Here is a 24755-nt window from a genome sequence, read left to right on the forward strand (position 1 = left end):
TGAATTTTCTGAAGGAAGTAAATTCTACTTTTTAAATGAGAATCTTACAACTTCACAAAAAGGCAAAAAAACAAAAAAGCCAAAAGGAGAGTGAATTTTCTGTAGAAAGTAAATTCTACTTTTTAAATGAGAATCTCACAACTTTACAAAAAGGCAAAAAAACAAAAACGCCAAAAGGAGAGTGAATTTTCTGTAGGAAGTAAATGCTATCTTTTAAATTAGAATCTCACAACTTTACAAAAAAACAAAAAAACAAAAAAACAAAAAGAAGAAGTCTAATAAAGAAGAGGATCGTCATGTATGACGATCCTCTTCTTTATTAGGTGAAATAGGTTATGTAAAGAATGAAGTATTTTCATTTGAGAAATTCACCCTTTTCCCTTTATCTCATAGAGTTACTATTTGTTTTGGTGTTCGATGAATCTCCGCTCTGCTTCGATTTCTTCTTTCCCTATTTAATAAGTTTAATTTCAAACATTTTATTCCAGTTCTTTCCAGTAACGAAGAATGTATCTGTTTTTGCATTGTAGGCGATGCCATTTAGTACGTCTAAGTCAGCGTGTCTTTCTACCAAATCATACAGTTGAGAAAGATCGATAACTCCTTCTACAGATCCAGTTGTTGGGTCAATAACAGCTACACCACTTTTACCATAGAAGTTAGCGTAAATTTTGCCATTTACCCATTCTAATTCATTGATGTTTACTAGGATTTCGCGTTGTGCAGCAACGGTAATGTCATCTATTTTCTCGAAAGTATCTGGATTTAATTTGTAAATCTTTTCAGAACCATCTGTCATATAAAGGTGGGTACCATCGTTACACAAGCCCCAGCCCTCTGTTTTTTTGAAGTAGGGGATTGTGGCAATCTTTTCGAATGTATCGGGATTGTACACATAAGCCTCATTGTTTTTATAGGTCAATTGGTACAATTTATTGTTGAGAATCGTACAACCTTCGCCAAAGATTTCAGCAGGAAGCTCTTTAATCTTGATTACTTCACCTGTTTTAGGGTTGATTTGACGTACACTGGATACCCCTTTGGTTCTCGTTCCTATTCCTTCGCCATTACCTGTACTTTCGAATAAGATTCCATTGTGGAATTCCAATCCTTGTGTATACGCTTTGATATCATGAGGAATAGTATTGACAATGGTGTAATTCATTATTTGAGGAGCAACGGAAGAAAGAATAGCTACATGAGAGGAAACATCAATACTTTCTTTATTCTTATAGGCGGTTCCTTTGATTACATATTGCCCAAATTTTTGTCCTTTTAAAGGAGCTGTTAGTACTTCATTTCCCTTTACTGCACCTAAACGAGTATCGTTTAAGTGATAAACTACAGAGTCAAGCTCGGTGTTTGGGGCAAGGTTTAAGCTTAATTTTATAGCCTCTTTATCGTTGTAAACTTGTTTTAATTCGGATGTATTTAAAGAAATTACATTTTTTTCTAAATTATTTTTTTCAGCACAGCTGAAAATAGCAAGAGATAAGGCTAAGGGTATAAGCATGTTAGATCTTTTCATCGGTCATTTTAATTTTATTACAATATACAAAAGTTATTATAATAGTTGTAAACACTTGGAAAAATATAAAATGGTTGTATATTTGCAACGGCAAGTCCTACACGACCAGCTCCTGCAGAATCCTCCAGGGTGGGAACGCAGCAAAGGTATGTGGTTGTAGCGGTGCGATGTAGGTAGCTTGCCATTTTTTTCTTATGTGATCTCCTTTATAGGGGATTTTTTTTTGTCTAAAAATAAGGGACTTCTTTTTTTCAATTTTTCAATATATAGGGCAAATTGCCATTTGCCCCTACTGGATTCTTTTGGATTCTATTTGCTTTCTCGTCAGATTATCAATGAAAGAAAATACACCCTTAAATCAGAAAATTTATCTGATAACCGTTAACTGATAACCCTTAGATTTGCTTTTTCGTTAGATTATCTATTAAAGAAAATATACCCTTAGATCAGAAAATTCATCTGATAACCGTTAACCGTTAACTGTTAACATATCTCGGATCGGGCATATAAGGAAGTTTGGCCATTTTGAGCATGTGTAAAGTAGGAACGTCGTATTCGATTTGAATATTTCCCAATAACAAATAGCATCCACTTCCTTGAAAGGGATATTGTTGTAAGCTATGCGGAAAGTGTACACTGTCAAAATAATCTCCATTTGAATCAATCCAGGTGCCGAAATACATTAACCCACTTTTGATTTGAATCGGCTTTAACGCGATTAAATAGCCCACTAAGCGCGTCGTTTTATCTTTGTGGTAGAGAAAGTCCTTGGTTGTAATTTCGCCTCTAAATTTCGTTTGTAATAGATCAAACGGACTTGAGGTAATCGGAAAACCTAAATATTCCAATTCGTCAAAGGCATCTTCGGCTGGCGTTCGTTTCAATTGAGGGAATGTAAAGGATTTGATAGGTTCTTGTAACAATTGCCAGGTCGGGTTAGATTTATTTTTATTGTACAATAATTTGGCTTGAATCAGCAATTCATTCTTTTGAAGCCCTGTAAATTGAAAAGCTCCAATAAAGATAAGTGTTTCCAAGGCTTCGAGATTGATTGTTACCCGTTGAATAAAATTAGCTAACGAGGTGTAATTTCCATTTTGTTGACGTTCTGTCAATATGGTTTCGATTAGCGTTGTATTTAAGTTTTTGACCAATTGAAACCCCAAGAAAATATCTCGTTTTCTCAAAGTTGCTCCTTGATTGCTGCGGTTGATACAAGGAGGAAATACGCGTGCGCCCGACATTTTAGCTTCGTGTACATAGACTTCAGTGCGATAAAATCCTCCTTGGTTGTTGATAACAGCCACAATAAATTCCAAGGGATAATGTGCCTTTAGATATAAGCTTTGATAACTTTCAATAGCATAAGAAGCGGAATGAGCTTTACAGAAAGAATAACCTGCAAAGGATTCGATTTGACGGTAAATTTCTTCACTCAGTGCTTGAGGATGTCCTTTTTCTTCACAGAGCGCAAGAAAACGCTGGCGCACCGCTTGTAACCCCTCTTTTGAACGGCTTTTTCCACTCATGGCACGGCGGAGGATATCGCCGTCTTCAGCTGGTAAACCGCCATAGTGAAGGGCAATTTTAATCACATCCTCTTGATATACCATAATCCCGTAGGTTTCCCCTAATTGATCTTTAAATACTTCGTGGAAATAGTCAAATTGATTGGGATGGTTATGTCTAAAAATATATTCTTGCATCATACCGCTTTGGGCAACTCCAGGTCGGATAATCGAGGAAGCTGCTACTAATGTTTTATAGTCCTTACATTTTAATTTTCTCAATAAACCTCGCATAGCGGGGCTTTCAATATAGAAACATCCAATGGTGTTTCCTGCTTGTAAATACCCATTGGATTTCGCTTCATTTTTTGATAAAGTAATATCTCGAATATCCAAGGTAATTTGTTGATTTTGTTCGATTAACGCTACTGTTTCGTTTATATGTCCAATACCGCGTTGACTGAGAATATCAAATTTCTCAAAGCCAATATCTTCCGCAATATGCATGTCAAATTGAGCCACAGCGTAGCCTTTGGGAGGATAATCCAAGGCGGTGAAATGCGTAATTGGCTCTTCTGAAATGATAATTCCACAAGCGTGCATGGTGCGTTGATTGGGAAAACCTTCTAGCATTTGACCATAATAGTGAATCAGCTGTACAATAGAGTTAGTGTCATTGCTGGGATTATAGCGGTTATTCAGTTGATCAAGTTCCTCTTTTGCTAAGCCGTATACTTTGCCAATTTCTCTGACAATAGAACGCTTTTTGAAGGTCGACATGGCTCCACAAAAGGCGACGTGTTCTTCCCCATAAGTTTCAAAAATATAGTCGATAATCGCATCGCGATCCGTCCAAGACCAATCAATATCAAAATCTGGTGGAGATTTGCGGTTTACGTTTAAAAAACGCTCGAAGTACAAATCGAGTTCTAGGGGGCATACATTGGTGATGCCAATGCAGTAACCTACCAAACTATTAGCACCACTTCCACGTCCAATATGCATAAAACCGCGTTGGGTACTGTAGGTGATAATATCCCAAATAATCAAAAAATAGCTGGCAAAGGACAGCTTTTCAATAACGTCTAATTCCTTTTGTAAACGCTGTTTCGCTTGTTCGTGATTGGCGCCATAAATTCGAGTTAATCCCTCTTGAGCGAGGGAAGTAAGTAATTGTAAATCACTTGCTTTATTTTCAGTGAAACACTGTTTATTTCTACTTTTTTTGAACGTAAAAGCAAAGTTGGCTTCTGTTGCTATTTTTTGCGTATTGGCAATTAAGTTTGGAAATGATTCAAAATGACGGAATAACTCCTCTTCTGTTAGAAGTATTTCATCTGGAGAAGCACAGGTTTGAGGATCCAATTTACTCAATAGGGTATTCTGATCAATGGCTTGGAGGATGCGGTGTAATTCAAAGTCTTCCGGTTGTTGAATAGTCACTGGATGAAGAATGACCATTTTGTGTATCCATTGTTTCCATTGTTCCTGATACAATAAGTTGCGTTGGTTTAGTTTGATGCCAATATACTCGTGATCTGCTAGAGTGGGAGGACAATTCTCTAGTGGATAAATGACAAAGACATCCGCAAAGGCAGGCGCTTGTTTCAAAAAAGCTTGTTTGGTTTTGTTGTGATGGGTAATATATTCATTTATTTCAGTAAAACCGGCTTGACTTTTAGCCATGCAGACGTATTGTAGCCGTTGATTCACTCGAAATTCAGCGCCAATTAGCGGTTTGATATTCGCTTGTTGACAAAGGCGAATAAAATCATACACCCCGTAAAAGGTGTGAATATCAGTGAGGGCTAAGGTGGCTATTTGTAGTTTTTTAGCTGTTTCAACTAATTGCGCTAGGGGAATAGTGCCAAAACGCAAACTGTAATAAGAATGACAATTTAACAACATAGCTATTTCTTTTTTGATTTGAGTATGGCGCTAGAGCAACGGTGAACTGCTTGCATGCCGTATTGTTTTTTGATGTGATCCATGGCTTCATAAAGCGCCATGATTTCCTGAGAATCTTCAAATAAATTAATTTGGTAATTTCCGCGTACTAAACCGCTGAAATTAATACCAATTAGCCGTAGACGCATGCGTCGTTGGTAGTGCTTTTCGAATAAATCTAATACATAGGCATTGAGGATGTGATCGGCTGAGGTATAGGCAATTTTGCATTGTTTTGTTTCGGTGTCGAAATTAGTATAGCGAATTTTAACGGAAACCACAGAGGTAAGCCAACCTTCCGTACGCAGTTGAAAAGCCAGTCGCTCGACCATACCCAACAAGGTTGTTTTCAACAAGGTCAGGTCGATGGTATCTTGAGCAAAAGTATGTTCTACTGATATGGATTTGCGTTCTCGATAAGGCTCAACAGGAGTAAAGTCAATACCATTGGCTTTTCTCCAAAGATCTAAACCATTTTTACCTAACAATTGAAACAAGATTTCTGAAGGCATGGAGGAGAGGGTTTCAATGGTTCGAATTCCCAAACGAGAGAGGGAATCATAAGTAGCTTGCCCTAGCATGGGAATTTTGCGAATGGATAGCGGATTGAGGAAAGGCTGTACCTCTTTTTCAGGAATGACAAGTGCTCCAGCAGGTTTAGCCTCGTTGGTTCCCATTTTAGAAACCGTCTTATTGACAGATAAGGCATAACTCAATGGTAAATGTGTTTCTTTTTGGATGGTTGTTGCCAATTCGGAGGTCCACTGATTGGTGCTATAAAAACGATCCATCCCCGTTAAGTCGAGATAGAATTCATCAATACTCGCTTTTTCCATCACGGGGGCTTTTTCAGCAATGATTTCCGTTACTTCTGCAGACATTTTACTGTAAAGCTTCATGTCACCTTTGATAATTTTAGCTTGTGGACATAAACGCATGGCCATGCGAATCGGCATAGCAGAACGCACGCCAAAGGCGCGAGCTTCATAAGAGCAACTCGATACGACTCCGCGATCTCCTCCACCTATAATAAGAGGAATACCAGTGAGTTGTCGATTAGTAAGTCGCTCACAAGAAACAAAAAAGCTGTCTAAATCTAAATGTACAATCGCGCGTTGCATCCTCCTGATATTAAATTATTTTAAACAAACTTACTACGTATGTTAGCAATTATTATTATATTTGATGCTATAAATAATAGCAAATGTCATACTTATCAGATAACATCAGGTATTTGCGAGCACAGAAAGAATTGTCTCAGCAAAAAGTAGCGGATTCCCTACTTATTACACGCGCTCGTTATTCAAAATATGAAGAAGGGGCATCTGAACCACCTTTGGAAGTTTTGTTGAAAATCTCTCGCTATTTTCACGTGAGTGTAGATTTACTCATTTCAGTTGATTTGAGAAAAGTACCTATGCAGGATTTATTAAAATTGGAAGACAATCGCATTTTATTGCCTATTATGGTAGATCCCAATGGGAATAATTTTATTGAAATCATCCCGCATAAAGCAAGAGCAGGCTATTTATCGGGTTATGCAGATCCTGAATTTATACAGAATCTCGATCAAATTTCTCTTCCTTTTTTGAGAGAAGGAAAGTACAGGGCTTTCCCCATTGAAGGAGACTCTATGCCTCCACATCAAGAGGGATCGTTTATTATTGGTAGTTATATTGAACAGCTCGATTATATCCGAAATGGACGTACGTATATTGTCATGACTGCAAATGAAGGAGTGGTGTATAAACGCGTCTATCGCATTGATCAAGAAACGTATGAATTGCATTCAGATAATACGTTTTATGAGCCTTATCGCATTAAGGCCTATGATATTTTGGAAATTTGGGAATACGCTTGTAGTATAGCTACGGAAGAATTTAAACCAGAAGATTTGGGAGAAGCTGACACCAAAGCGATGTTTCAAGAAATTCGCCATATGTTGAAAGACGTGATGAAGAAGGTGAATTGAGATGTTATTGATTGTACGTTGTTGGTTGTACGTTGTTGGTTGTACGTTGTTGGTTGTACGTTGTCGGTTGTACGTTGTCGGTTGTACGTTGTCGGTTGTACGTTGTCGGTTGCTCGACAAACAACAAACGACAAACAACAAACGACAAACAACAAAAAAGGTACTCAATCTTTTCGATTAGCACCTTTTTTAATTATTCTTCTTGTTGTCCCATCATCATGAGGTACGCTTTTAAGAAAGCGTCAATTTCGCCGTCCATCACTGAATCAACATCGGTTGTTTCATGGCTCGTACGCACGTCTTTGACTAATTTATACGGATGCATCACGTAATTTCGAATTTGCGATCCCCATTCAATTTTCTTCTTATTGGCTTCAATCTCATCGCGCATGGCTTGTTTTTTCTTCAACTCAATTTCGTAAAGCTGAGATTTTAAGAGCTGCATGGCTTTGATTTTATTATCTAATTGAGAACGCGTTTCAGAGTTTTCAATGATAATGCCAGTTGGATGGTGTCGTAAACGAACTGCAGTTTCTACCTTGTTTACGTTTTGTCCCCCTGCACCACTGGAACGCATGGTTTCCCAAGAAATATCCGATGGACTAATTTCGATTTCGATAGTGTCATCCGCTAATGGATAGACATAAACCGAAGCAAAAGAAGTATGGCGTTTGGCGTTACTGTCGAAAGGAGAGATACGAACCAAACGATGTACACCATTTTCACCTTTCAAATAACCAAAAGCAAACTCTCCTTCAATTTCTAAGGTAACGGTTTTTACGCCTGCAACTTCACCTGCTTGGTAGTTGAGCTCTTTTACTTTATACCCACTGTTTTCAGACCACATGATGTACATACGCATCAACATAGCAGCCCAATCACAACTTTCTGTTCCACCTGCACCTGCCGTAATCTGTAAGACAGCACTCATATTGTCTCCTTCGTCAGACAACATGTTTTTGAATTCTAAATTTTCAATTAACTCCAGCGTATTTTTATATTGCTCAACAACTTCATCCTCCGTTACTTCTTTGGCGTTGTAAAATTCAATTAATACCTGAAGTTCCTCCAAATAATTTTTGGCTTGTTCGTAATCCTCAATCCACTTTTTCTTGGATTTTAGATTTTTGACAATAATTTCTGCCTCTTTTGAATTGTTCCAAAAGTCAGGAGCAAATGTTTTTTCCTCCTCGTTGGCGATTTCGATTAACTTCTTATCGACGTCAAAGATACCTCCTTAACGCACCAAGGCGATCAATAATGTCCTTCTGTTGTTCTGTGGTTACCATAATTTTTAATACTTTTACAAGCAAAAATACTTATTCTTGCCGATTTATGGAAATTAATTTAATTAGCGATACAATTACAAAGCCTACTCCCGAAATGCTAAATTATATGTTGAAAGCGAGAGTAGGAGATGATGTTTATAAACAAGATGGTAGTACCAATGAATTAGAAACGGCTGTTGCTGAATTGTTTGGAATGGAAGCGGCCTTGTTTTTTCCTTCGGGAACTATGGCTAATCAAGTTGCAATCAAATTACATACACAACCTGGAGATCAATTGATTTGCGATAGAAGTTCACATATTTATCAGTTTGAAGGAGGAGGAGCTGCGGTGAATCACGGAGTGAGTAGTGCCTTAGTGGATGGAGATCGAGGGCGAATTACGGCTGAAGATGTGCTATATCACTATACCGATCCTACTAATATACATTTGCCCATAACTAAATTAGTTTGTTTAGAAAATACAACGAATATGGGAGGTGGTGCTTGCTATGAATTGAATGAAATTGAACGTATTAAGGAAGTATGCGAGGCTCGCAATATAAAATTGCACTTAGATGGAGCGCGTTTGTGGAATGCATTAGTTGCAAAATCCCAACATCCAACGCAGTTTGGTGCTTTATTTGATACGATTTCCGTTTGTTTTTCTAAGAGTTTAGGAGCTCCTGTGGGTTCTGTACTGTTGGGATCTAAAGAATTGATTCAACGTGCTATTCGCTTGCGAAAAGTGATGGGAGGTGGAATGAGACAAACTGGATACCTAACGTCTGCCGCTTTGTTTGCACTAAAAAATAATGTGAGTCGATTACAACGCGACCACTATCGTGCCAAACAAATAGAAATGCTACTCAATAAGAAAACATGGGTCAAAGAAATTTTGCCTGTACAAACCAATATATTGGTTTTTCGATTGGAAGATGATGCGAATATCAAACCTTTTTTAGATAAACTTAAACAAAAAAATATTCTTATTAGCGAAATCGGAAAAGGATGGTTGCGCCTTGTAACTCACTTGGATTATCGCGAAGTAATGCACGAATATGTATTGGAAACACTCAATCAAATTGAACTGTAAAAAGATAAAAAGCCATTCGAATGAATGGCTTTTATATTTAAGTAAAAATTAGTTTTTTACTACTCAAAAAAGAACTACTTTTGTTTAGATTTAAAATAAATAAATGGAAAAGTTAAAGCAACGTTGGGGACTTACTTCTAATTTTCAGGTTGTCATTATATTAATTGTCTTTGCAATTACGGGTTCAACAGCAGCGTTTATTTCGAAACCTATCTTAACGTATTTAGGAATAGAAAGAGGATTGACTCATCCTTTGTTGTATTGGATACTCTATGTTTTAATTATTTTCCCCATGTATAAAGTAATTCTGATTTGCATCGGAACTTTATTTGGTCAACGTGAGTTCTTTTGGAACTTTGTGAAAAAAATGTTGACACGAATGGGATTAGGGTTTCTTTATCCCAAAGAAAAAACGAAAGAATAGATTGGTTAACGGTAAACAGTAATCAGTTAACGGAAGATCATCAATAATAATATAACCATTCCTTTGTAGGAGTGGTTTTTTTTGTTCTTTGTGAGGGTTGTTCTTTGTGAGGGTTGTTCTTTGTGAGGGTTGTTCTTTGTGAGGGTTGTTCTTTGTGAGGGTTATCTCACTTAGTTTATATTTTGTTTTGGAGTTCGATGAATATATCTCACCTATTTTATATTTTGTTTTGGAGTTCGATGAATCTTCACTACGTTACGATTTTCACTACGTTACGATTTTCACTGCGTTACGATTTTTACTACGTTTCGATTTGTGTCTTGTAGAGAATTTACAACTTCACAAATAACAAAGAGCAAAAAAATGTGAGGTTTATCTCATTTAGTTTATATTTTGTTTTGGAGTTCGATGAATATATCTCACAGGGTTTATATTGGTTTTGGTGTTCGATGAATATATCTCACCTATTTTATATTTTGTTTTGGAATTCGATGAATCTATCTCACTTAGTTTATATTTTGTTTTGGTGTTCGATGAATCTTCACTGCGTTACGATTTTCACTACGTTTCGATTTGTGTCTTGTAGAGAATTTACAACTTCACAAATAACAAATAACAAAGAGCAAAGAGCAAAGAGCAAAGAGCAAAGAGCAAAAAAATGTGAGGTTTGTTATTTTATAATAACTCGGTGAGATAGATTGTATCTGTCATTCAACGCCAGTCACTCTACCAAGTAACCAACTCATCCTCTCAACGAAAAACATCGCAACAAACAACTTTACAACGAACAAAAAAATTTATATTTGTTTAAACAAGTATAAATTTCATGAATAAATACCTAACTCTCGTTTTACTTTTCCTATTAGCAGTGAGCTGTAAACAAGAAAATAAAAAATCAGAACCTTTTGCATTAGAAGGGGTGATTGAAGATTATCATGTACTTCTAGAAGCGGTAAATCAGGAAGATGATAAGATTTACGTTGTCAATTTTTGGGCGACTTGGTGTGTTCCTTGCGTGAAGGAACTTCCTGATTTTGTGCAAGTGTACAAGGAGAATAAAGAGCGAATAGATTTTGAAATGGTTTTGGTTAGTTTAGATCGTTCAGGTGATTTTGAAACTAAAGTAAAACCTTTTATTGCTGAGCATCAATTAACGCCACCTGTCGTTTTATTGGCTGATGTGAAGCGAATGAATGAATGGATTCCCGCCATTCATAAAACGTGGAGTGGAGCTATTCCCGCTACGGCTATTTATAAAAATGGAAAGCAAATTTATTTTCACGAGGGAATATTGACGTATGAAGAACTCAAAAAATTAATCCAATAAACAATAGAATTATGTTGAAAAATGTAGGTTTAGCAATACTGTGTAGCATTGCCTTTATCGCGTGTAAGAAAGACGCAAAGAAAATAGAAGCTATTGATCCGATCGAAGAGGTAATCGAGCCTGTAAATGACTTCAAAGAGGTTTTGGGGTATAAAGTAGGGGATGTAGCAACAGATTTTAACTTGTTGGGCACAGACAATCAAAAACACAGTTTAACGGATTTTGCAGAGGCAAAAGGATACATCGTAATTTTTACGTGTAATCACTGTCCGTATGCTCAAGCGTATGAAGAGCGTATTGTGGCTTTAGATCAAAAATACAAAGGATTAGGATATCCTGTTATTGCAATTAATCCCAATGATCCTGTTGTTCAACCCGAAGATGGATTGGAATTAATGAAAGTAAGAGCAAAAGAAAAAGGATTTACCTTTCCCTATTTGTTAGACGAAGGGCAAAAGATTTATCCGCAATATGGAGCAACGAAAACACCCCATGTCTTTATCTTGCAAAAAGAAGGAGGTAAAAATATCGTAAAATACATCGGAGCTATTGACGATAACTATGAAGATGCAAGTCAAGTTTCTGAAAAGTATGTTGAAAAAGCAGTAGATGCTTTGTTGGCAGGGAAAAAAATTGAACAAACGCAAACAGTTGCTATTGGTTGTTCGATTAAGGTGAAAAAATAAAAATAAAAAACGTCCTAATGTTAAATACGCTAGGACGTTTTTTTATATCACTTTATAATTTCTGATAAAGTCCGATTCTATTTCCTTCAGAATCTTCAAATTCAGCTACTGCAAATCCAGCATTTTCATGACGGTGAATAGGGAACAGTGTGATTGCATTGCGTTCTAATGTTCGTGTTAGAGTTCTGTCTATATTTGAGGTGGTAAGATAAATTAGAACCCCTTCCTGTGTTGGTTTGTATATTTCTCCTTTTACTAATGCTCCAGAAATTCCTTGAGCTGTTTCATCTATAGGAAAATAGGCCATTTCTAAATCATCAAAAATATCTTCTTCAAAATTTACCTCAAATACATAGCTATAAAAAGCAATAGCGCGTTGCATATTGGTTACTGGAATTTCAAAATAAGAGGCTGCATTTGGCATATAGATTAATTTTTATGCAAAATAAAAATACAAGGTCGTTTATGTAAATCAATTGTAGTTCGCTTCCAAGCCGAAATGGGTTTGGTTTGTATAAATTCACTTTCTAGCGTAATATCACAAGCGATACACACTAAAGTATTTGGGTGTAAGGTTTGGATTAAATCTTGAAGTAGTTGATTGTTTCTGTAAGGAGTTTCAATAAAAATTTGCGATTGACTCTTTTCGAAAGACAAGCGTTCAAAGGTTTTTAACGCGGCCTTTTTTTCGTTTTTATCAATGGGAAGATAGCCGTTAAAAGCAAAACTCTGTCCATTCATTCCCGAAGCCATAAGGGCTAATAGGATAGAAGAGGGGCCGACTAAAGGGAGTACGCGGATATTTTGTTTGTGTGCAAGTTCCACAATAGCAGCGCCGGGATCAGCAATCCCAGGACAACCAGCTTCACTGATTACACCTACATCTTTACCTTCTAACAAAGGTTGTATGTACTGCTTGTGCGTAGCTGGATCGGTGTGTTTATTTAACGGAAATAGAACTAATTCCGATTGTTTCTTTTCTGGTGCAATGCGCTTGATGAATTTGCGAACTGTCTTCTCATTTTCGACAATGAAAATATCCAATCGATCGATGGTGTCTTTTACTGCCTGTGGAAGTACTTGCATGGGATCATTTTCTCCCAATGTGGTGGGAATCATATACAAGGTTCCCGTTTGAGTGGCTTTATCCATAATATTTTGGAACTGTGTTTAAACTACAAAGGTAAGTAAAGCAGTTTAGAAAAAATAAAAGGAAGAAATACAATTTCCTCCTTGAATCATTATATAAATAACTAAGATTTTAATTCTTTAGCGATAAGCGTACACGCCTCATCGACCAATTGAAAAACATGCTCAAATCCATCAGGACCTCCGTAGTACGGATCGGGAACTTCTGCTTTTTTACCAGGATGAATAACATCCAATAACAAGCGAACCTTTTGTGCTTCTTCTGGTTTTTCCGCCAATTGAATGACGTTGTTGTAGTTCGACTGATCCATGACAAAAATATAATCAAAAGTAGTAAAATCACTCTTTTTAAATTGTCTGGCTCTTTGTGTCGTTAAGTCAATACCGTATTTACTAGCTACTGCAATGGAACGTTGATCAGGTAATTCACCCACATGCCAATTTCCAGTACCCGCAGAATCTACTAAAAAGTCTTCTTGGGGAAGTTTAGCTTGTAAAATACCTTCGGCCAAAGGAGACCTACAGATATTTCCTAAACAAACCATGAGTACTTTTGCTTTCATTACATATTGAACTTTTGGTTAATATCGTCGTGGAATTTTTTGAACTCCTTGTCTGTTTCTAATAAGTTATCTACTGTTTTACAAGCATGTAGTACAGTAGCATGATCGCGTTTCCCTATTTGAGAACCAATATTAGCCAAAGACGCTTTTGTGTATTTCTTTGCAAAGAACATAGCTAATTGTCTTGCTTGTACAATATTGCGTTTACGCGTTTTTGATTTTAATGTTTCAATATCCATTTCGAAGTAGTCAGAAACTACTTTCTGGATGTAGTCAATTGAAATTTCTTTTTGTGTATGCTTGATGAATTTCTCAATGACTTGACGAGCTAAATCAATCGTAACTTCTTGTTTGTTAAACGAAGATTGAGCGATTAAGGAAATAATAGCTCCTTCTAATTCACGAACGTTTGTCGATACGTTTTTAGCCATATACTCGATGATGCTTTCTGGCATGGTCACACCATCGCGGTATAAAATATGTTTAACAATCTTAACTCTAGTTTCAAAATCTGGTGTTTGAATCTCAGCAGATAATCCCCATTTGAAGCGCGATAGTAAGCGTTGCTCAATATCTTGCATGTCTACAGGAGCCTTGTCTGAAGTTAAGATTACTTGTTTTCCATTTTGATGTAAGTGGTTAAAGATGTGGAAAAATACATCTTGTGTTCCAGACTTACCGGATAAGAATTGAATATCATCGACAATTAATACATCAATTAATTGATAAAAATAGATGAAGTCATTTCTTGTTTGTTTGCGAACAGAGTCTACATATTGTTGTGTAAACACTTCCGCAGAAATATAAAGTACGGTTTTATCAGGGAAATATTCTTTGATTTCTACACCAATAGCATGTGCTAAATGCGTTTTTCCTAATCCAACACCACCAAAAATCAATAAAGGGTTGAATGAGGTTCCTCCAGGTTTTTTAGACACAGCCATACCTGCAGAACGCGCTAAGCGGTTTGCATCTCCTTCTAAGAAATTGTCGAACGAATAATTAGCGTTTAATTGAGACTCAATTTTTACATTTCGAATCCCCGGTATGATAAAAGGATTTTTTAATTCAGGGTTTTTATTCTGAACTGGAACATCCAATTCTTGTGGTTTTACAGGTCCTCGTTGTGAACTAGGTAACTGTTCTGTAAATGGCTGCTTGTTGCCAGATACATTTTCCATTTGAATTTTATATAGTAACTTCGCATTGCCACCTAACACTTTTGTCAACGCAACTTTCAATATACTTACGTAGTGCTCTTCTAGCCATTCATAAAAGAATTTGCTAGGCACTTGTATATAGAGCTTATCTTCAGTTAATTCAATGGCTTTAATAGGCATGAACCAAGTCTTGAATGCTTGTTCGCCTATGTTATCCTTTATGAATTCAAGACAAGCATTCCAAGCAGATTGCGCTGTCATGTCTTTGTATTCGTGCATTTTTGGTTAGATTTTTAAAAAAACAGTTACTATTTTTGAATGTTTTTTGGATTGATGTCGGTGTCGAATCAGATGGCAAATATGTGAACAATTTTTGGGATAAAAAAACGAATTAGTCATTGTAATTTTCAAAAAAAAATGGTAAGTACATTTATAATTCAATTAGTCAAATAAAATTTAAAAGTAATATGAAAAAATTCGATTACACAGTACGTGTGCGTTATGCAGAAACAGATCAAATGGGAGTGGTATATCACGGTAACTATGCACAATACTTTGAAATAGGGAGAGTTGAGTGGTTGCGCAATTTGGGAATCTCGTATAAACGAATGGAGGAGTTGGGGATTATGCTTCCCGTAGTGTCCTTAACTATGAATTATAAAAAGCCAGCAAAGTACGATGAAGACCTTTGTATTCGAACAATTTTTAAACAATGTAGTGGTGTGAAAATTGAATTTGATTATGAATTGTATAACCAACAAGGCGAGTTATTAACAACAGGTTATTCAATGTTGGTGTTTGTAGATATGAAATCAGGACGCCCAACGTTGCCCCCTCCTTATGTATTGGAAAAAATAAACGAAATGCCTGAGGAATAATTTTTTTTATTCTTTGAAGTAATTATATCTTTATCAAAACAAACTAGTACATTATGAAAAATTTATTGGCGCTATTGAGTATGTTGTGTGTCGGACTAAGTGCTTATGCACAACGACCTACTTTAATAGATGGACGCGTTCGATTGTATAATGGACAGATTATTCCTGTTACTATTGAAAATAAAAATACAAAAGAGAAGACCCAAGCCGATCAAACGGGATATTTTTTAATTCAAACTCATCTCGGAGATACCTTGCGTTTTTCAAGTGAATACAGTGCAACGATGTTGTATGTCATTGATGAAGGTGATTTACAAACCAAACGCATTACACCTGTACTAGTGAAACCAGGACAAAAACTGGAGGAAATTGTAATTGTAAAAAAAGAGTTTGGTGAAGGTGAAATGGATTTTGGTGGTAAAAAACTCACCCCAGCAGAAAAGCGATACAATAAAAATAATCGCATCTTCATGGCGACGCAAGATTTGAAAATGGGAATCACTATAGATGGTATTATCAATCGTTTGAACGGAACGCGTAAACGCGATTTACAAATGATCGAATATGAAAAGATTGAGTATAATATGACGTCTTTTTATAAACAATATCCAAGAGAGGAACTGATGAAGGATCTGGGAATTCCGGAATATCACGTGGATGCTTTTGTAATTTATTTCGTTACTCAACCTGATACAAATAAAATAAAAGTAGATCAAAGCGAAGGATATCAAATTCTTTTAGCCCAGTATTACGATGAGTTTCTCACGTTTATTAAAGGTGAATAAAGTAGAAAAAACGATACATATAAAAAAGGGATGGATTTTATAATTCATCCCTTTTTTGTATCCTTACGTTTTATTGTGGTATCTTGCTGATAATACTGAAATTAGCTTTTCTAGCATGAATATAAAAAAGGAAAATCGATAAAAATGAATGTAAAACGCGGTAAGAAAATCAATATATTCCCAATAGCAATTGTATTAATTTTACTTTCGATAGGAAGTTCTTGGGTGTCTTCTGTAGTAACTATCCCTATTCAGATGGGACAAGCGCTTGTAAAAGGGGAATTGTATGCAGGACCCATTGAACGAATAGTGGATGAGCGCGGTGTTGTATCTGTAGGTATAACTGCTGAGCGAACAGATGGAGATATTGTCTTTGTTCCAGCGGAACGATTTGATGAAATTACACAAGAATTTTTCTGGGATACAGATCAAGCCGTGTTTATGAATGCTGAGGGAGCTGCGTTTTGGTTGACGTATGAAGATTTGCTTCTTGCGTATGCCATCCTCGTTCTATCATTTCTCGCTTTTCGAATTGCCTCATTTTTAGTACTATCGGTTTTGCAAGGATTAACTGTTATCCAAAATCAAACAGCGATTCACATTAGAAAAGGGATTCATTTCCTAATTAAACCCATGCGAATGTTGCTCTTTGGTTATCTCTTAGCAGTGTTTTACCAGTATCGAATCTTTGGATATGAAGAAGAAGCGGAAGCCTTTTCTATTTTCATATTGATTTATGGTTTGTACTTCCTCTTTGTTATTGTTAAACGACTTTTGGATATTCGCTCGTATTTAGCCCTTCATGCCGCCAATGGAAAAATCAGGAATTCACCTGTCAATTCTACGGCATCAGAAGTGATTCATTCACCTATGAGTACTATGCCCACAACAAAGCACGAGAATGATTTGATACAGCGCCAAAAACGAACGTTTAAACATCAAACTTCGCGTTATAACTAGATATGGAAATTACGTTATTGAATGGCATTTCCCTTGGTTTAACTACGTACGGATGGAGCTGGTTTTTTGCTATTGCCTTTAGTTTGTATTTGACATATAGTATTGGAAAACGCCGAGCAAAGACTGGAAAAGGTAATTTAGGTTGTTTGGGTTTTGGCTATGTTTTTCTGGTGGTGATTATTTTGATGGTTATGACTATTTCTATTACCCTAGCAATGGCGTCTTCTTTGCGCAAAACAACGAAACAGTTGATGGATAGCGAGCGTTATATGAGTCAAGTCGTATCGTATTCTTCCTACGAAAGTCACGATGCAGATGCGGGTACCACCACCACAATGTTTACACCTACGGTTGAATTTTTTACTACTTCTGGTGAACGGGTTGAACATACTTTGTCTTATTCGTCTAGTCATCAACCAAGGATAGGGGATACGGTTATCGTATATTACAATGCACAAACAGGTGATAGTATGAGTTTCGGCTTTAATACGTATGCTTTGTTCTTTGGGGCATTGATTATGATTATCGTTTTGGTGTTTGCCTTTTGGGGAGTATTGCTGTACGGCTTGAACTACAAGATGGATTACTACCTGAAGATAGTGAAGGCTGTAGGGGTCAATTTCTTTGTTCCACTAGTAATGATACTCTTTGATGCTTTGTTGATTTACGCGTTCTTCTATGGCAATGAAATGCCGCTCTTTGCAACGGGGCTTCTTGTCTTTTTTATTGTAATTCTAACGCTTGGAATCTGGGGGTATATCAAAATGATTCTCACCCATGATAGGGTATGGGTAAAAACAGGTCCAAGTAGCTGGGGAGCTAAGACTGTGCCTAAAAAGAAAAAGGAGAGTAGTTGGGTGAAGCGGAATTGAGATGAAGTAAATGGAAACTTTGTTAACGTTCTAAAAGACTTTTAACCCCATCCTTTAGAGATTAAAACAATTCAATCCCCAAACCGCCAACGTCAAGATCAAAAGAAATTTAGTGTCTTATCCTTTTGTTTTACTTGTTAATTGATTAAATAGTTTTGATTTAAAATATAAATAATAGGTTTATTTATGTTAATATTTTAATTTTAAGATAAAATTTTAATCTTAAAAAATTAAAGTATGATGAAAAATTGTTATCTAGTATTCGTGTTTAGCTTGACGCTATCCCTATTTGGGCAACAAGTAAAGCCCCCTGTTTTTTCCGCAGATAGCGGTTTTTACCAACAGGCATTTACCCTGAATCTCAGCCATGAAAACCCCAGTGTACAAATCGTTTACACCCTGGATGGGTCTGAACCTACTCTGGAGAATTTGAATGGAAAGGCATTTAATTACAAAACCCAGTATCCTCAACGCGGAGGACAACTGCCTTTTGAAATGTACCAAGATACCCTGCGTTCTTTTGTTTATACAGCCCCTATTGCGGTCTATGATCGAACCATGGAACCCAATCGAATCGCCAATATATCAACTACGTACGAATATCAACCCTATTTTCCGCCGAATCCGATTGACAAAAGCTTTGTTATTCGAGCTAAAGCCTATGTAGACAATCAGCATTTTTCCGAAACAGCAACTAGAGTGTATTTGATTAACAAACAATATTCCTTTCCAATTGTGAATATTAACGTAGATGATGATCAGTTGTTTGGTTACGAAAAAGGACTATGGGTTGCGGGAAAGACCTTTGATGAATGGAGAATAGCAAACCCATTAGTGGATGAGTATGAAACAACCGTCACAGCGAATTATTGGGCCAGTGGTTCAGCATCTGAAGTTCCTGTTAACTTTGTTTATCTAGCGCAGGGAGGAGAGAAGATTAATCAAACCGTTGGAATACGAAACCACGGAAATGGTTCTCGATTTTTTAAAAATAGATCCTACCGCATGTATGCTAAATCAGATTACGGCAAGAAAGACTTAAAGTACAATTTCTTTGATGAGTATCCCTACGACAGCTTTAAGCGTTTAATTGTGAGAAACTCCGGAAATGATACCTATCGAACAATGTTTAGGGATGCCTTTATTCAAAAACTCAATGAACACTTGAATTTTTCAACGCAAAAATATCAACCCGTCATCACTTTTGTCAATGGGGAATATTATGGCTTGATGAATTTACGAGAACGATATGATGAGAAATATTTTGAAAGGGTCTATGACATCAAAGAACGAGAGTTAGATTTCTTAGAGAATGATGCCTTAGTTGAGGTAGGGGATAGCGTACAATATCGTTTGGTGTTAGATTTTTTTCAAACGAAAAACCTAAAAAAGAAGAAGCATTACCAAAAGGCTTTAACGTATATTGATGAGGTTAATTTTACCGATTTCCAAATTGCTGAAATTTACGCAGCTAATTTTGATTGGCCTCATAACAACAATGTCTATTTTAGAAAGCGAGTGGACTATACTCCGGATGCTCCTTATGGACAGGATGGAAGATTTCGCTGGTTGTTTAAAGATTTAGATGCAGGGTTTAATGGAATTGATGAGTGGATCAATCATTCCTATAACCACAATACATTGACCGCAGCAGTTGGAAGTACAGATCAGATTCTTCAATCCCTATTAAAGAATGATACGTATAAGAAGTACTTCATCAATCGATTTGCCGATTTGATGAATACCTGCTATAAAGAACAACACGTTATTGCGTTAATCAATTCCATGCAAGATAATATTCGACCAGAAATGCCTAAATACATTGAGCGATGGAATTTACTTACTTCCATGCAAAACTGGGAAAATCGCGTGGAACAATTGAGAGAATTTGCTCGTTTAAGACCCAATTATCAAGATCAACACCTACAAGCCTTTTTTAATTTGAGAGGAAAGTATCGATTAAAAGCACATATCAATGACAAAGAAAGAGGATTTGTCAAAGTCAATACAATTGAAATTAACAGCAGTACAGTAGGAGTTGGAGATGATTATGAGAATTGGCAAGGCTATTATTTTAAAACGATTCCCGTAACAATTGAAGCAATTGCCTTACCAGGTTATCGATTTGTGCGATGGGAGGGAGATGTTCAATCTACCCAATCAAAAATTGTAATCAATCCCAACGGAAATTACAAAGTGAAAGCGATTTTTAAACGTGAACAAGGAAATCAAGCAACAACTTCTTTAGATTTTGTTCTGTATCCTAATCCAACAGAGCACACCCTATACATCACCTCAGATTCGGAAAGTGTAATCACCTACCGCATTTTTGATGCAATTGGACAGCTCATGCAACAAGATCAGATTGCGAATCAAGGAATTGAGGTGAGTCAATTAAATAAAGGAGTCTATTTGATTGAATTAAATCAAGATAATAAACGAGTAGTGAAACGATTTGTGAAAAAATAAACATAAAAAGCGTCCTCTCGGACGCTTTTTATTGTGAGTTTTAATTTATTTTTTGTATTTGATTCGGGTAATAGACTGATATGTAGTTTTTTTAAAAAATTAATTAAAGAAATAACAGTTTACAATTTTATAGTATTTGTGGTATATTTAAAAACTCAAAAACACACTTACTATACATGATGAAACAAATCCTTGAAAATTTACAAAATTGGCAAACAGAGAAAAAAGATAAATCGGCGATTGCCTCAATTTTAAAGATAGCAGATTATTTTGATATCAACTATCCTAATGCAGATGGTTCTGCAAGTTACCATTTCTATCCAGCTTTAGAACTTGTGAAAGGGGAAAAAGAAGACGTAACTCAATTGATCATGTATATGATATCTAAAAAGCGAGATACCAAAGCATTTTTAGATACTTATAAAGGGGATTGGAATGAAGTGATTCGAAAATTTACGGTAATAAATACGCCTTTTGGGGAAGGTAAAGGGGAAGATGATGATACAAAAATCTCTGAAAAAGAAGCGATGGAACGCAAAATGAGATGGAGTAAGGAAATCGGAGCCTGGGTAGAAAAGAATGAAGTATTTGATGTATTCGATTTACCTATGGAGGATTTCAATTTTAAAGATTCATCCATTACTATGCAGGGACATTTCGGAATGAAAGAGGTTAAAGTAGAAGAGGGAACAACTTTTACGGAAGTAAAATCTTCTCCAGATTTGATTATTCTGCAAACCAATATGCAATTAAAATCCCAAGCTTATTTTGATATGGCTAAATTAAGTCCACCATTCAAAAATACACAATATCAAGAAGAGTTTGCTCTACTTCAATATAAAATTTAATTATAACCAATTGATTATAAAAGAGAAATGGACGATTACTATTTGATAGTAGCAGATATTGTAACTGGATTTATCACCTGTGTCACTTTTGTTCTATGTTTGATTAATCTTTATCTCATTAGAAAGTTGGAAAAGTACAATAAAGCACTTGCTATATATGTTATCTTGTGTTTTTTGTTTGATTTTACTAATACAGTACTCATTCACTTTAATTATTCCAATGTAGGATTATTGCCCCTTTTTAATGTTGTGGAATTAATATTGTTAGGAGTATTTGTAAGTAAGATGAATCCCTATCCTAAAATGACAAAAATGGCTATTAGTTTAGGGGTTTTGATTAATATTTATGAATGGGTGCATTATTTCAATACGAATGATTATATCATAAATAAAGGACGAGTATTTAATGCCATATTCTTTTTAACCATTTTGTTGAGTATTTTATCTAAAGATGGTGAAGAGAGTAAAGGTGTTAGAACATTACCGTTAATCCACGTGATGATTATCTATTTTACAATTTGTTTTATACAATTTGTGTTGCTCGATTTTTTAGTTAATATCCCTCATGGCTCAATCTTTATTACTTGGATGTTGTACGCTCTCGCAGGAGGTGTGCTCTATACCATGTCAACGTATTATTTATGGAAAAATATGAAAACCTTGAATATGTAATTCCTTATATTGTAGTCTTGTTGTTGTTTGTAGTGGTGTTATTAGTCGTCTTTACAAGAATACACCTCAAGGCACAAAAAAAAATATATGAGGCCCAAATTGCGCAAGGTAAATTGGAAATTCAACATCAAAAAGAGGTGTTGAATAAGGTGATACAAGTTCAAGAAGAAGAACGAAAGAGAATAGGTCGCATTATTCACGATGATATCGGAAATCGCATTAATATTTTGTCCATGTGCGCACAAAACATTGAGATGAAAGAAGGTCGAAGTAAAGAAATTCTGTTAAATCAGTTGCCTTTATTAAGTGAAGCCGCTAGAAATATATCACATGAAATGTATCCAGTGGAGATTGAGTATTTAGGTTTATTGGGGAAGTTGGAAGAAATTCAGCTTTATTTATTTGAAAAAATTAATTTTCAGATTTATACGCCAGAAGAATTAAATCTAGGTGACTTACAAATTGAAATACAAATTTATCGCATTGTGCAAGAGTTTATCAATAATGTGATAAAATACGCTGCTGCAACTCAATTGAGGTTGTATATCCGACAAACAGATCGCTATTTGGCAATTGTACTGCAAGACAATGGAAATGGTTTCAATCTTGCTGAGGTGGAAAAAGGAATGGGAATGAAGAATATTGAATATCGCGTGCATTCCCTTTCTGGAATTTATAAGTGGAAGAGTACTTTGGGCAAAGGAACTTCTCTCCTAATTAAAATTCAAAATAAGTATGAAAAATAAGATAAACATTGGTTTGGTAGATGACGACTTACTTTTGTTAGAAGGACTTCATTTGTTGTTATCTTCCTTTTCTAAATTAAATATTACGCTTTCTACAAGGCATCCAGAGACTGTGTTGGAACAACTCGCTGTGGTGGGTCAAAATGATTTTCCAGATGTATTGTTAATTGATATTAAAATGGAACCCCTCAATGGATTTCAACTTGTCGAAATAGTCAAAGAGAAATACCCTGCGATAAAGATTATTGTTTTGTCTTCCTATTATCGCCAAACTTATTTAGGACAAATGGTAAAACTCGGCGTTTCTTCCTTTTTACCAAAGAACTTGTCCAAGGAATTACTTTTTGAAGCCATTGAAAAAGTAGAAGAACACGGGGTGTTTTTTACGGAACAAGACCAAGCGATGATTATCGGTTATTTGCAACGTAAAAAATCCAAATACGAAGAGGAACTTGTATTTAGTCCAAGAGAACTTGAAGTGATTGAATTAATTTGTCAAGAATACACCAACCAAGAAATCGCAGATGCGTTATTTTTAAGCAAGAGAACGGTTGAAACACATCGACAGCGAATATTAGAACGCATTGGCGCGAAAAATACCGTTGGACTCGTTGTGTATGCCGTAGTGAATCAATTGTATAGAATCCGATAAGGAGCGATTACGTATAAATACGGAAGGGGAATTTTGGTAGTTAATACTGAATGTTTTTTTTCTTAACTAGACTTTCTTTGTCTTGTTCATGTGAACTATCATGTTGAACAAGACATTTTTTTTGCCCCTTTGGATAAGGTGTAAAAGTAAAATCCCAAACAAAATAGGGGGTAAAAGCAGAACAAGTAGCGGTATCAAAAATATAGAAGTAAAATGAATCAAGAACCAATTATAGAGGGTTGGGCTATTCCTATTCGCACAAAAAAAGAATATATAGCACTTTATCCAGATCGGCAAAATATTGAAGGACCCAGTGATCCTTCTCGATACGCAGATCATACTTATGTTGTTTTTCACAATCCCGAAACAAGATGGGGGTGTTTTGGTCGAGATCAAGGGGGAACTAAATTAGTGTCAGATAGAGGACATTTCGAAAATGCTAATAGAGCATCTGAACCCTTTGGGCAAGCAGGTATTATCTATGGTATCACCGGTGTATGTCATCAAGCGGCGAATAGAATACTCAAAGGAGCAGGTAGCTTAAAGTTAGTACGTGATGCAAAAGGATATTGGGCCTCTCATTTTATGTATGGGGCTTATGGTATTGGAGGTGGTTTTGAAATGGAATTTGAAAATCTAGCCAATATGGACGAATTGAAAAAAGTTCAAGGTTATGACAAAGCACTTTTATTGAATAAAATAGATGTTCAATTTGCAATAAAAAATAAACTAAATAATCCGTTAGAAGAAGCTAAAGTTTTGCAATTAGCTAAAATTCTTACGGAACATAAATACGAAATACAATATCATTTTTCAGTTTTTAATATCGACTATAATAGGTTGATTAACAATTTGATGAAAAGATTTGGAACGGTTTTATCAGACCGAGAGTACGAAGATTTATTCGATTTTCCTAAAGGGCAATATGTTATTTTTTAAAGACTGTAATCAATAAAAATGGAGGCCTTTGCATGCTTAATTAAGGGGTTCTACAAGGAAATAGATAGTGAAATTTATTTTTTTTATCCAATGAAATGTAGAAAATAGCATGAAAAAGAGAATACCCATTTTTTAGGAAGAAGTAAAAAATAGTCTGAATAGACTATGGATTACACAGGAACATCGAAAAATGGAAAAAGGACATCTTACGATGTCCTTTTTTTTTGTAGCCAAGGGAGTGTAACACAAACTGTGTCAGTTTCCGTTTCCTAGCTTTGGGGCTTAAGCCCCAAAGCTAGGAAACGGAGT

At 35.9% G+C, this 24755-nt stretch carries 24 protein-coding genes and 1 other RNA gene; 16 read left to right on the forward strand and 9 right to left on the reverse strand.

Features of this window, described 5'->3' with window-relative positions; all coding sequences use genetic code 11:
• Nucleotides 1–451: 451 nt before the first annotated feature.
• Nucleotides 452–1528, reverse strand: coding sequence for a glutaminyl-peptide cyclotransferase (locus tag HX004_RS15255; protein ID WP_286443461.1), 1077 nt, complete (start codon nt 1526–1528; stop codon nt 452–454).
• Between the two features lie 88 nt (nt 1529–1616).
• Between HX004_RS15255 and ffs the strand changes: the two genes are divergently transcribed.
• Nucleotides 1617–1715: signal recognition particle sRNA small type (ffs, locus tag HX004_RS15260), an RNA gene on the forward strand.
• 289 nt (nt 1716–2004) lie between these two features.
• On the opposite strand, the gene HX004_RS15265 is transcribed toward ffs, so the two are convergent.
• Entirely contained in the window at nt 2005–4944 is a 2940-nt protein-coding gene (locus tag HX004_RS15265) for a DNA polymerase III subunit alpha (RefSeq protein ID WP_286443462.1), read from the reverse strand.
• Between the two features lie 2 nt (nt 4945–4946).
• Complete coding sequence (gene dinB / locus HX004_RS15270) at nt 4947–6104, reverse strand: DNA polymerase IV (RefSeq protein WP_286443463.1); 1158 nt, start codon at nt 6102–6104, stop codon at nt 4947–4949.
• Nucleotides 6105–6187: 83 nt separating this feature from the next.
• Between dinB and HX004_RS15275 the strand changes: the two genes are divergently transcribed.
• Nucleotides 6188–6955 (forward strand): XRE family transcriptional regulator, encoded by a 768-nt coding sequence (locus tag HX004_RS15275; protein WP_286443464.1) that lies wholly within the window; start codon nt 6188–6190, stop codon nt 6953–6955.
• A gap of 4 nt (nt 6956–6959) precedes the next feature.
• Here the strand turns inward: HX004_RS15275 and HX004_RS15280 are convergent, their stop codons facing one another.
• Both HX004_RS15280 and prfB read right to left on the reverse strand, forming a co-directional pair.
• Nucleotides 6960–7139 (reverse strand): hypothetical protein, encoded by a 180-nt coding sequence (locus HX004_RS15280; protein ID WP_286443465.1) that lies wholly within the window; start codon nt 7137–7139, stop codon nt 6960–6962.
• Nucleotides 7140–7148: 9 nt separating this feature from the next.
• Nucleotides 7149–8244, reverse strand: a protein-coding gene (prfB, locus tag HX004_RS15285) for a peptide chain release factor 2 (RefSeq protein ID WP_286443466.1) whose coding sequence is annotated in 2 segments (ribosomal slippage) — nt 7149–8180 and nt 8182–8244 — 1095 coding nt in all. Because the reading frame shifts where the segments join, the coding sequence is not laid out codon by codon here.
• 46 nt (nt 8245–8290) lie between these two features.
• Between prfB and HX004_RS15290 the strand changes: the two genes are divergently transcribed.
• The 4 genes from HX004_RS15290 (at nt 8291) to HX004_RS15305 (ending at nt 11753) form a co-directional block, all read left to right on the forward strand.
• Entirely contained in the window at nt 8291–9316 is a 1026-nt protein-coding gene (locus tag HX004_RS15290) for a threonine aldolase family protein (RefSeq protein ID WP_286443467.1), read from the forward strand.
• A 103-nt stretch (nt 9317–9419) separates the two neighbouring features.
• Nucleotides 9420–9740: a DUF6787 family protein gene (locus tag HX004_RS15295; protein ID WP_286443468.1), complete on the forward strand. Its 321-nt coding sequence runs from the start codon at nt 9420–9422 to the stop codon at nt 9738–9740.
• A gap of 826 nt (nt 9741–10566) precedes the next feature.
• Nucleotides 10567–11067 (forward strand): TlpA family protein disulfide reductase, encoded by a 501-nt coding sequence (locus HX004_RS15300; RefSeq protein ID WP_286443469.1) that lies wholly within the window; start codon nt 10567–10569, stop codon nt 11065–11067.
• 11 nt (nt 11068–11078) lie between these two features.
• Nucleotides 11079–11753, forward strand: a complete 675-nt coding sequence (locus tag HX004_RS15305) for a thioredoxin family protein (RefSeq protein WP_286443470.1) — start codon at nt 11079–11081, stop codon at nt 11751–11753.
• Between the two features lie 52 nt (nt 11754–11805).
• Here the strand turns inward: HX004_RS15305 and HX004_RS15310 are convergent, their stop codons facing one another.
• From HX004_RS15310 to dnaA, 4 genes are all read right to left on the reverse strand, one after another.
• Nucleotides 11806–12177 (reverse strand): VOC family protein, encoded by a 372-nt coding sequence (locus HX004_RS15310; RefSeq protein WP_286443471.1) that lies wholly within the window; start codon nt 12175–12177, stop codon nt 11806–11808.
• A 5-nt stretch (nt 12178–12182) separates the two neighbouring features.
• Entirely contained in the window at nt 12183–12905 is a 723-nt protein-coding gene (locus HX004_RS15315) for an SAM-dependent methyltransferase (protein ID WP_286443472.1), read from the reverse strand.
• 101 nt (nt 12906–13006) lie between these two features.
• Complete coding sequence (locus HX004_RS15320; RefSeq protein WP_286443473.1) at nt 13007–13465, reverse strand: low molecular weight protein-tyrosine-phosphatase; 459 nt, start codon at nt 13463–13465, stop codon at nt 13007–13009.
• Entirely contained in the window at nt 13465–14904 is a 1440-nt protein-coding gene (gene dnaA / locus HX004_RS15325; protein WP_286443474.1) for a chromosomal replication initiator protein DnaA, read from the reverse strand. Before dnaA ends, HX004_RS15320 begins: the two co-directional genes overlap by 1 nt.
• A 188-nt stretch (nt 14905–15092) precedes the next feature.
• On the opposite strand from dnaA, the gene HX004_RS15330 reads away from it, so the two are divergent.
• The 10 genes from HX004_RS15330 to HX004_RS15375 all read left to right on the forward strand — a co-directional run bounded on the left by HX004_RS15330 (nt 15093) and on the right by HX004_RS15375 (nt 24446).
• On the forward strand, nt 15093–15503 hold the full coding sequence (locus HX004_RS15330) for an acyl-CoA thioesterase (RefSeq protein ID WP_286443475.1): 411 nt from the start codon (nt 15093–15095) through the stop codon (nt 15501–15503).
• A 53-nt stretch (nt 15504–15556) separates the two neighbouring features.
• A complete protein-coding gene (locus tag HX004_RS15335; protein WP_286443476.1) occupies nt 15557–16288 on the forward strand; it encodes a hypothetical protein in 732 nt (243 codons plus the stop codon).
• Between the two features lie 144 nt (nt 16289–16432).
• Nucleotides 16433–17248: a hypothetical protein gene (locus HX004_RS15340; protein ID WP_286443477.1), complete on the forward strand. Its 816-nt coding sequence runs from the start codon at nt 16433–16435 to the stop codon at nt 17246–17248.
• A gap of 2 nt (nt 17249–17250) precedes the next feature.
• The gene (locus tag HX004_RS15345) at nt 17251–18120 is read left to right on the forward strand and encodes a DUF3592 domain-containing protein (RefSeq protein ID WP_286443478.1); all 870 of its coding nucleotides are present in this window, start codon (nt 17251–17253) and stop codon (nt 18118–18120) included.
• A 237-nt stretch (nt 18121–18357) separates the two neighbouring features.
• Nucleotides 18358–20589: a CotH kinase family protein gene (locus HX004_RS15350; protein WP_286443479.1), complete on the forward strand. Its 2232-nt coding sequence runs from the start codon at nt 18358–18360 to the stop codon at nt 20587–20589.
• Between the two features lie 176 nt (nt 20590–20765).
• Nucleotides 20766–21437 carry a hypothetical protein gene (locus HX004_RS15355; RefSeq protein ID WP_286443480.1) on the forward strand — a complete coding sequence of 224 codons (672 nt, stop codon included), beginning with the start codon at nt 20766–20768 and terminating at the stop codon, nt 21435–21437.
• 27 nt (nt 21438–21464) lie between these two features.
• Nucleotides 21465–22109, forward strand: a complete 645-nt coding sequence (locus tag HX004_RS15360; RefSeq protein ID WP_286443481.1) for a hypothetical protein — start codon at nt 21465–21467, stop codon at nt 22107–22109.
• On the forward strand, nt 22079–22855 hold the full coding sequence (locus HX004_RS15365) for a sensor histidine kinase (RefSeq protein ID WP_286443482.1): 777 nt from the start codon (nt 22079–22081) through the stop codon (nt 22853–22855). The genes HX004_RS15360 and HX004_RS15365 overlap by 31 nt, the downstream gene beginning before the upstream one ends.
• Complete coding sequence (locus HX004_RS15370; protein ID WP_286443483.1) at nt 22845–23507, forward strand: response regulator transcription factor; 663 nt, start codon at nt 22845–22847, stop codon at nt 23505–23507. Before HX004_RS15365 ends, HX004_RS15370 begins: the two co-directional genes overlap by 11 nt.
• Before the next feature lie 213 nt (nt 23508–23720).
• Nucleotides 23721–24446, forward strand: coding sequence for a hypothetical protein (locus HX004_RS15375; RefSeq protein WP_286443484.1), 726 nt, complete (start codon nt 23721–23723; stop codon nt 24444–24446).
• Nucleotides 24447–24755: the final 309 nt, after the last annotated feature.

The organism is Myroides sp. 1354 (genome assembly GCF_030324495.1).
Taxonomy (GTDB): domain Bacteria; phylum Bacteroidota; class Bacteroidia; order Flavobacteriales; family Flavobacteriaceae; genus Flavobacterium.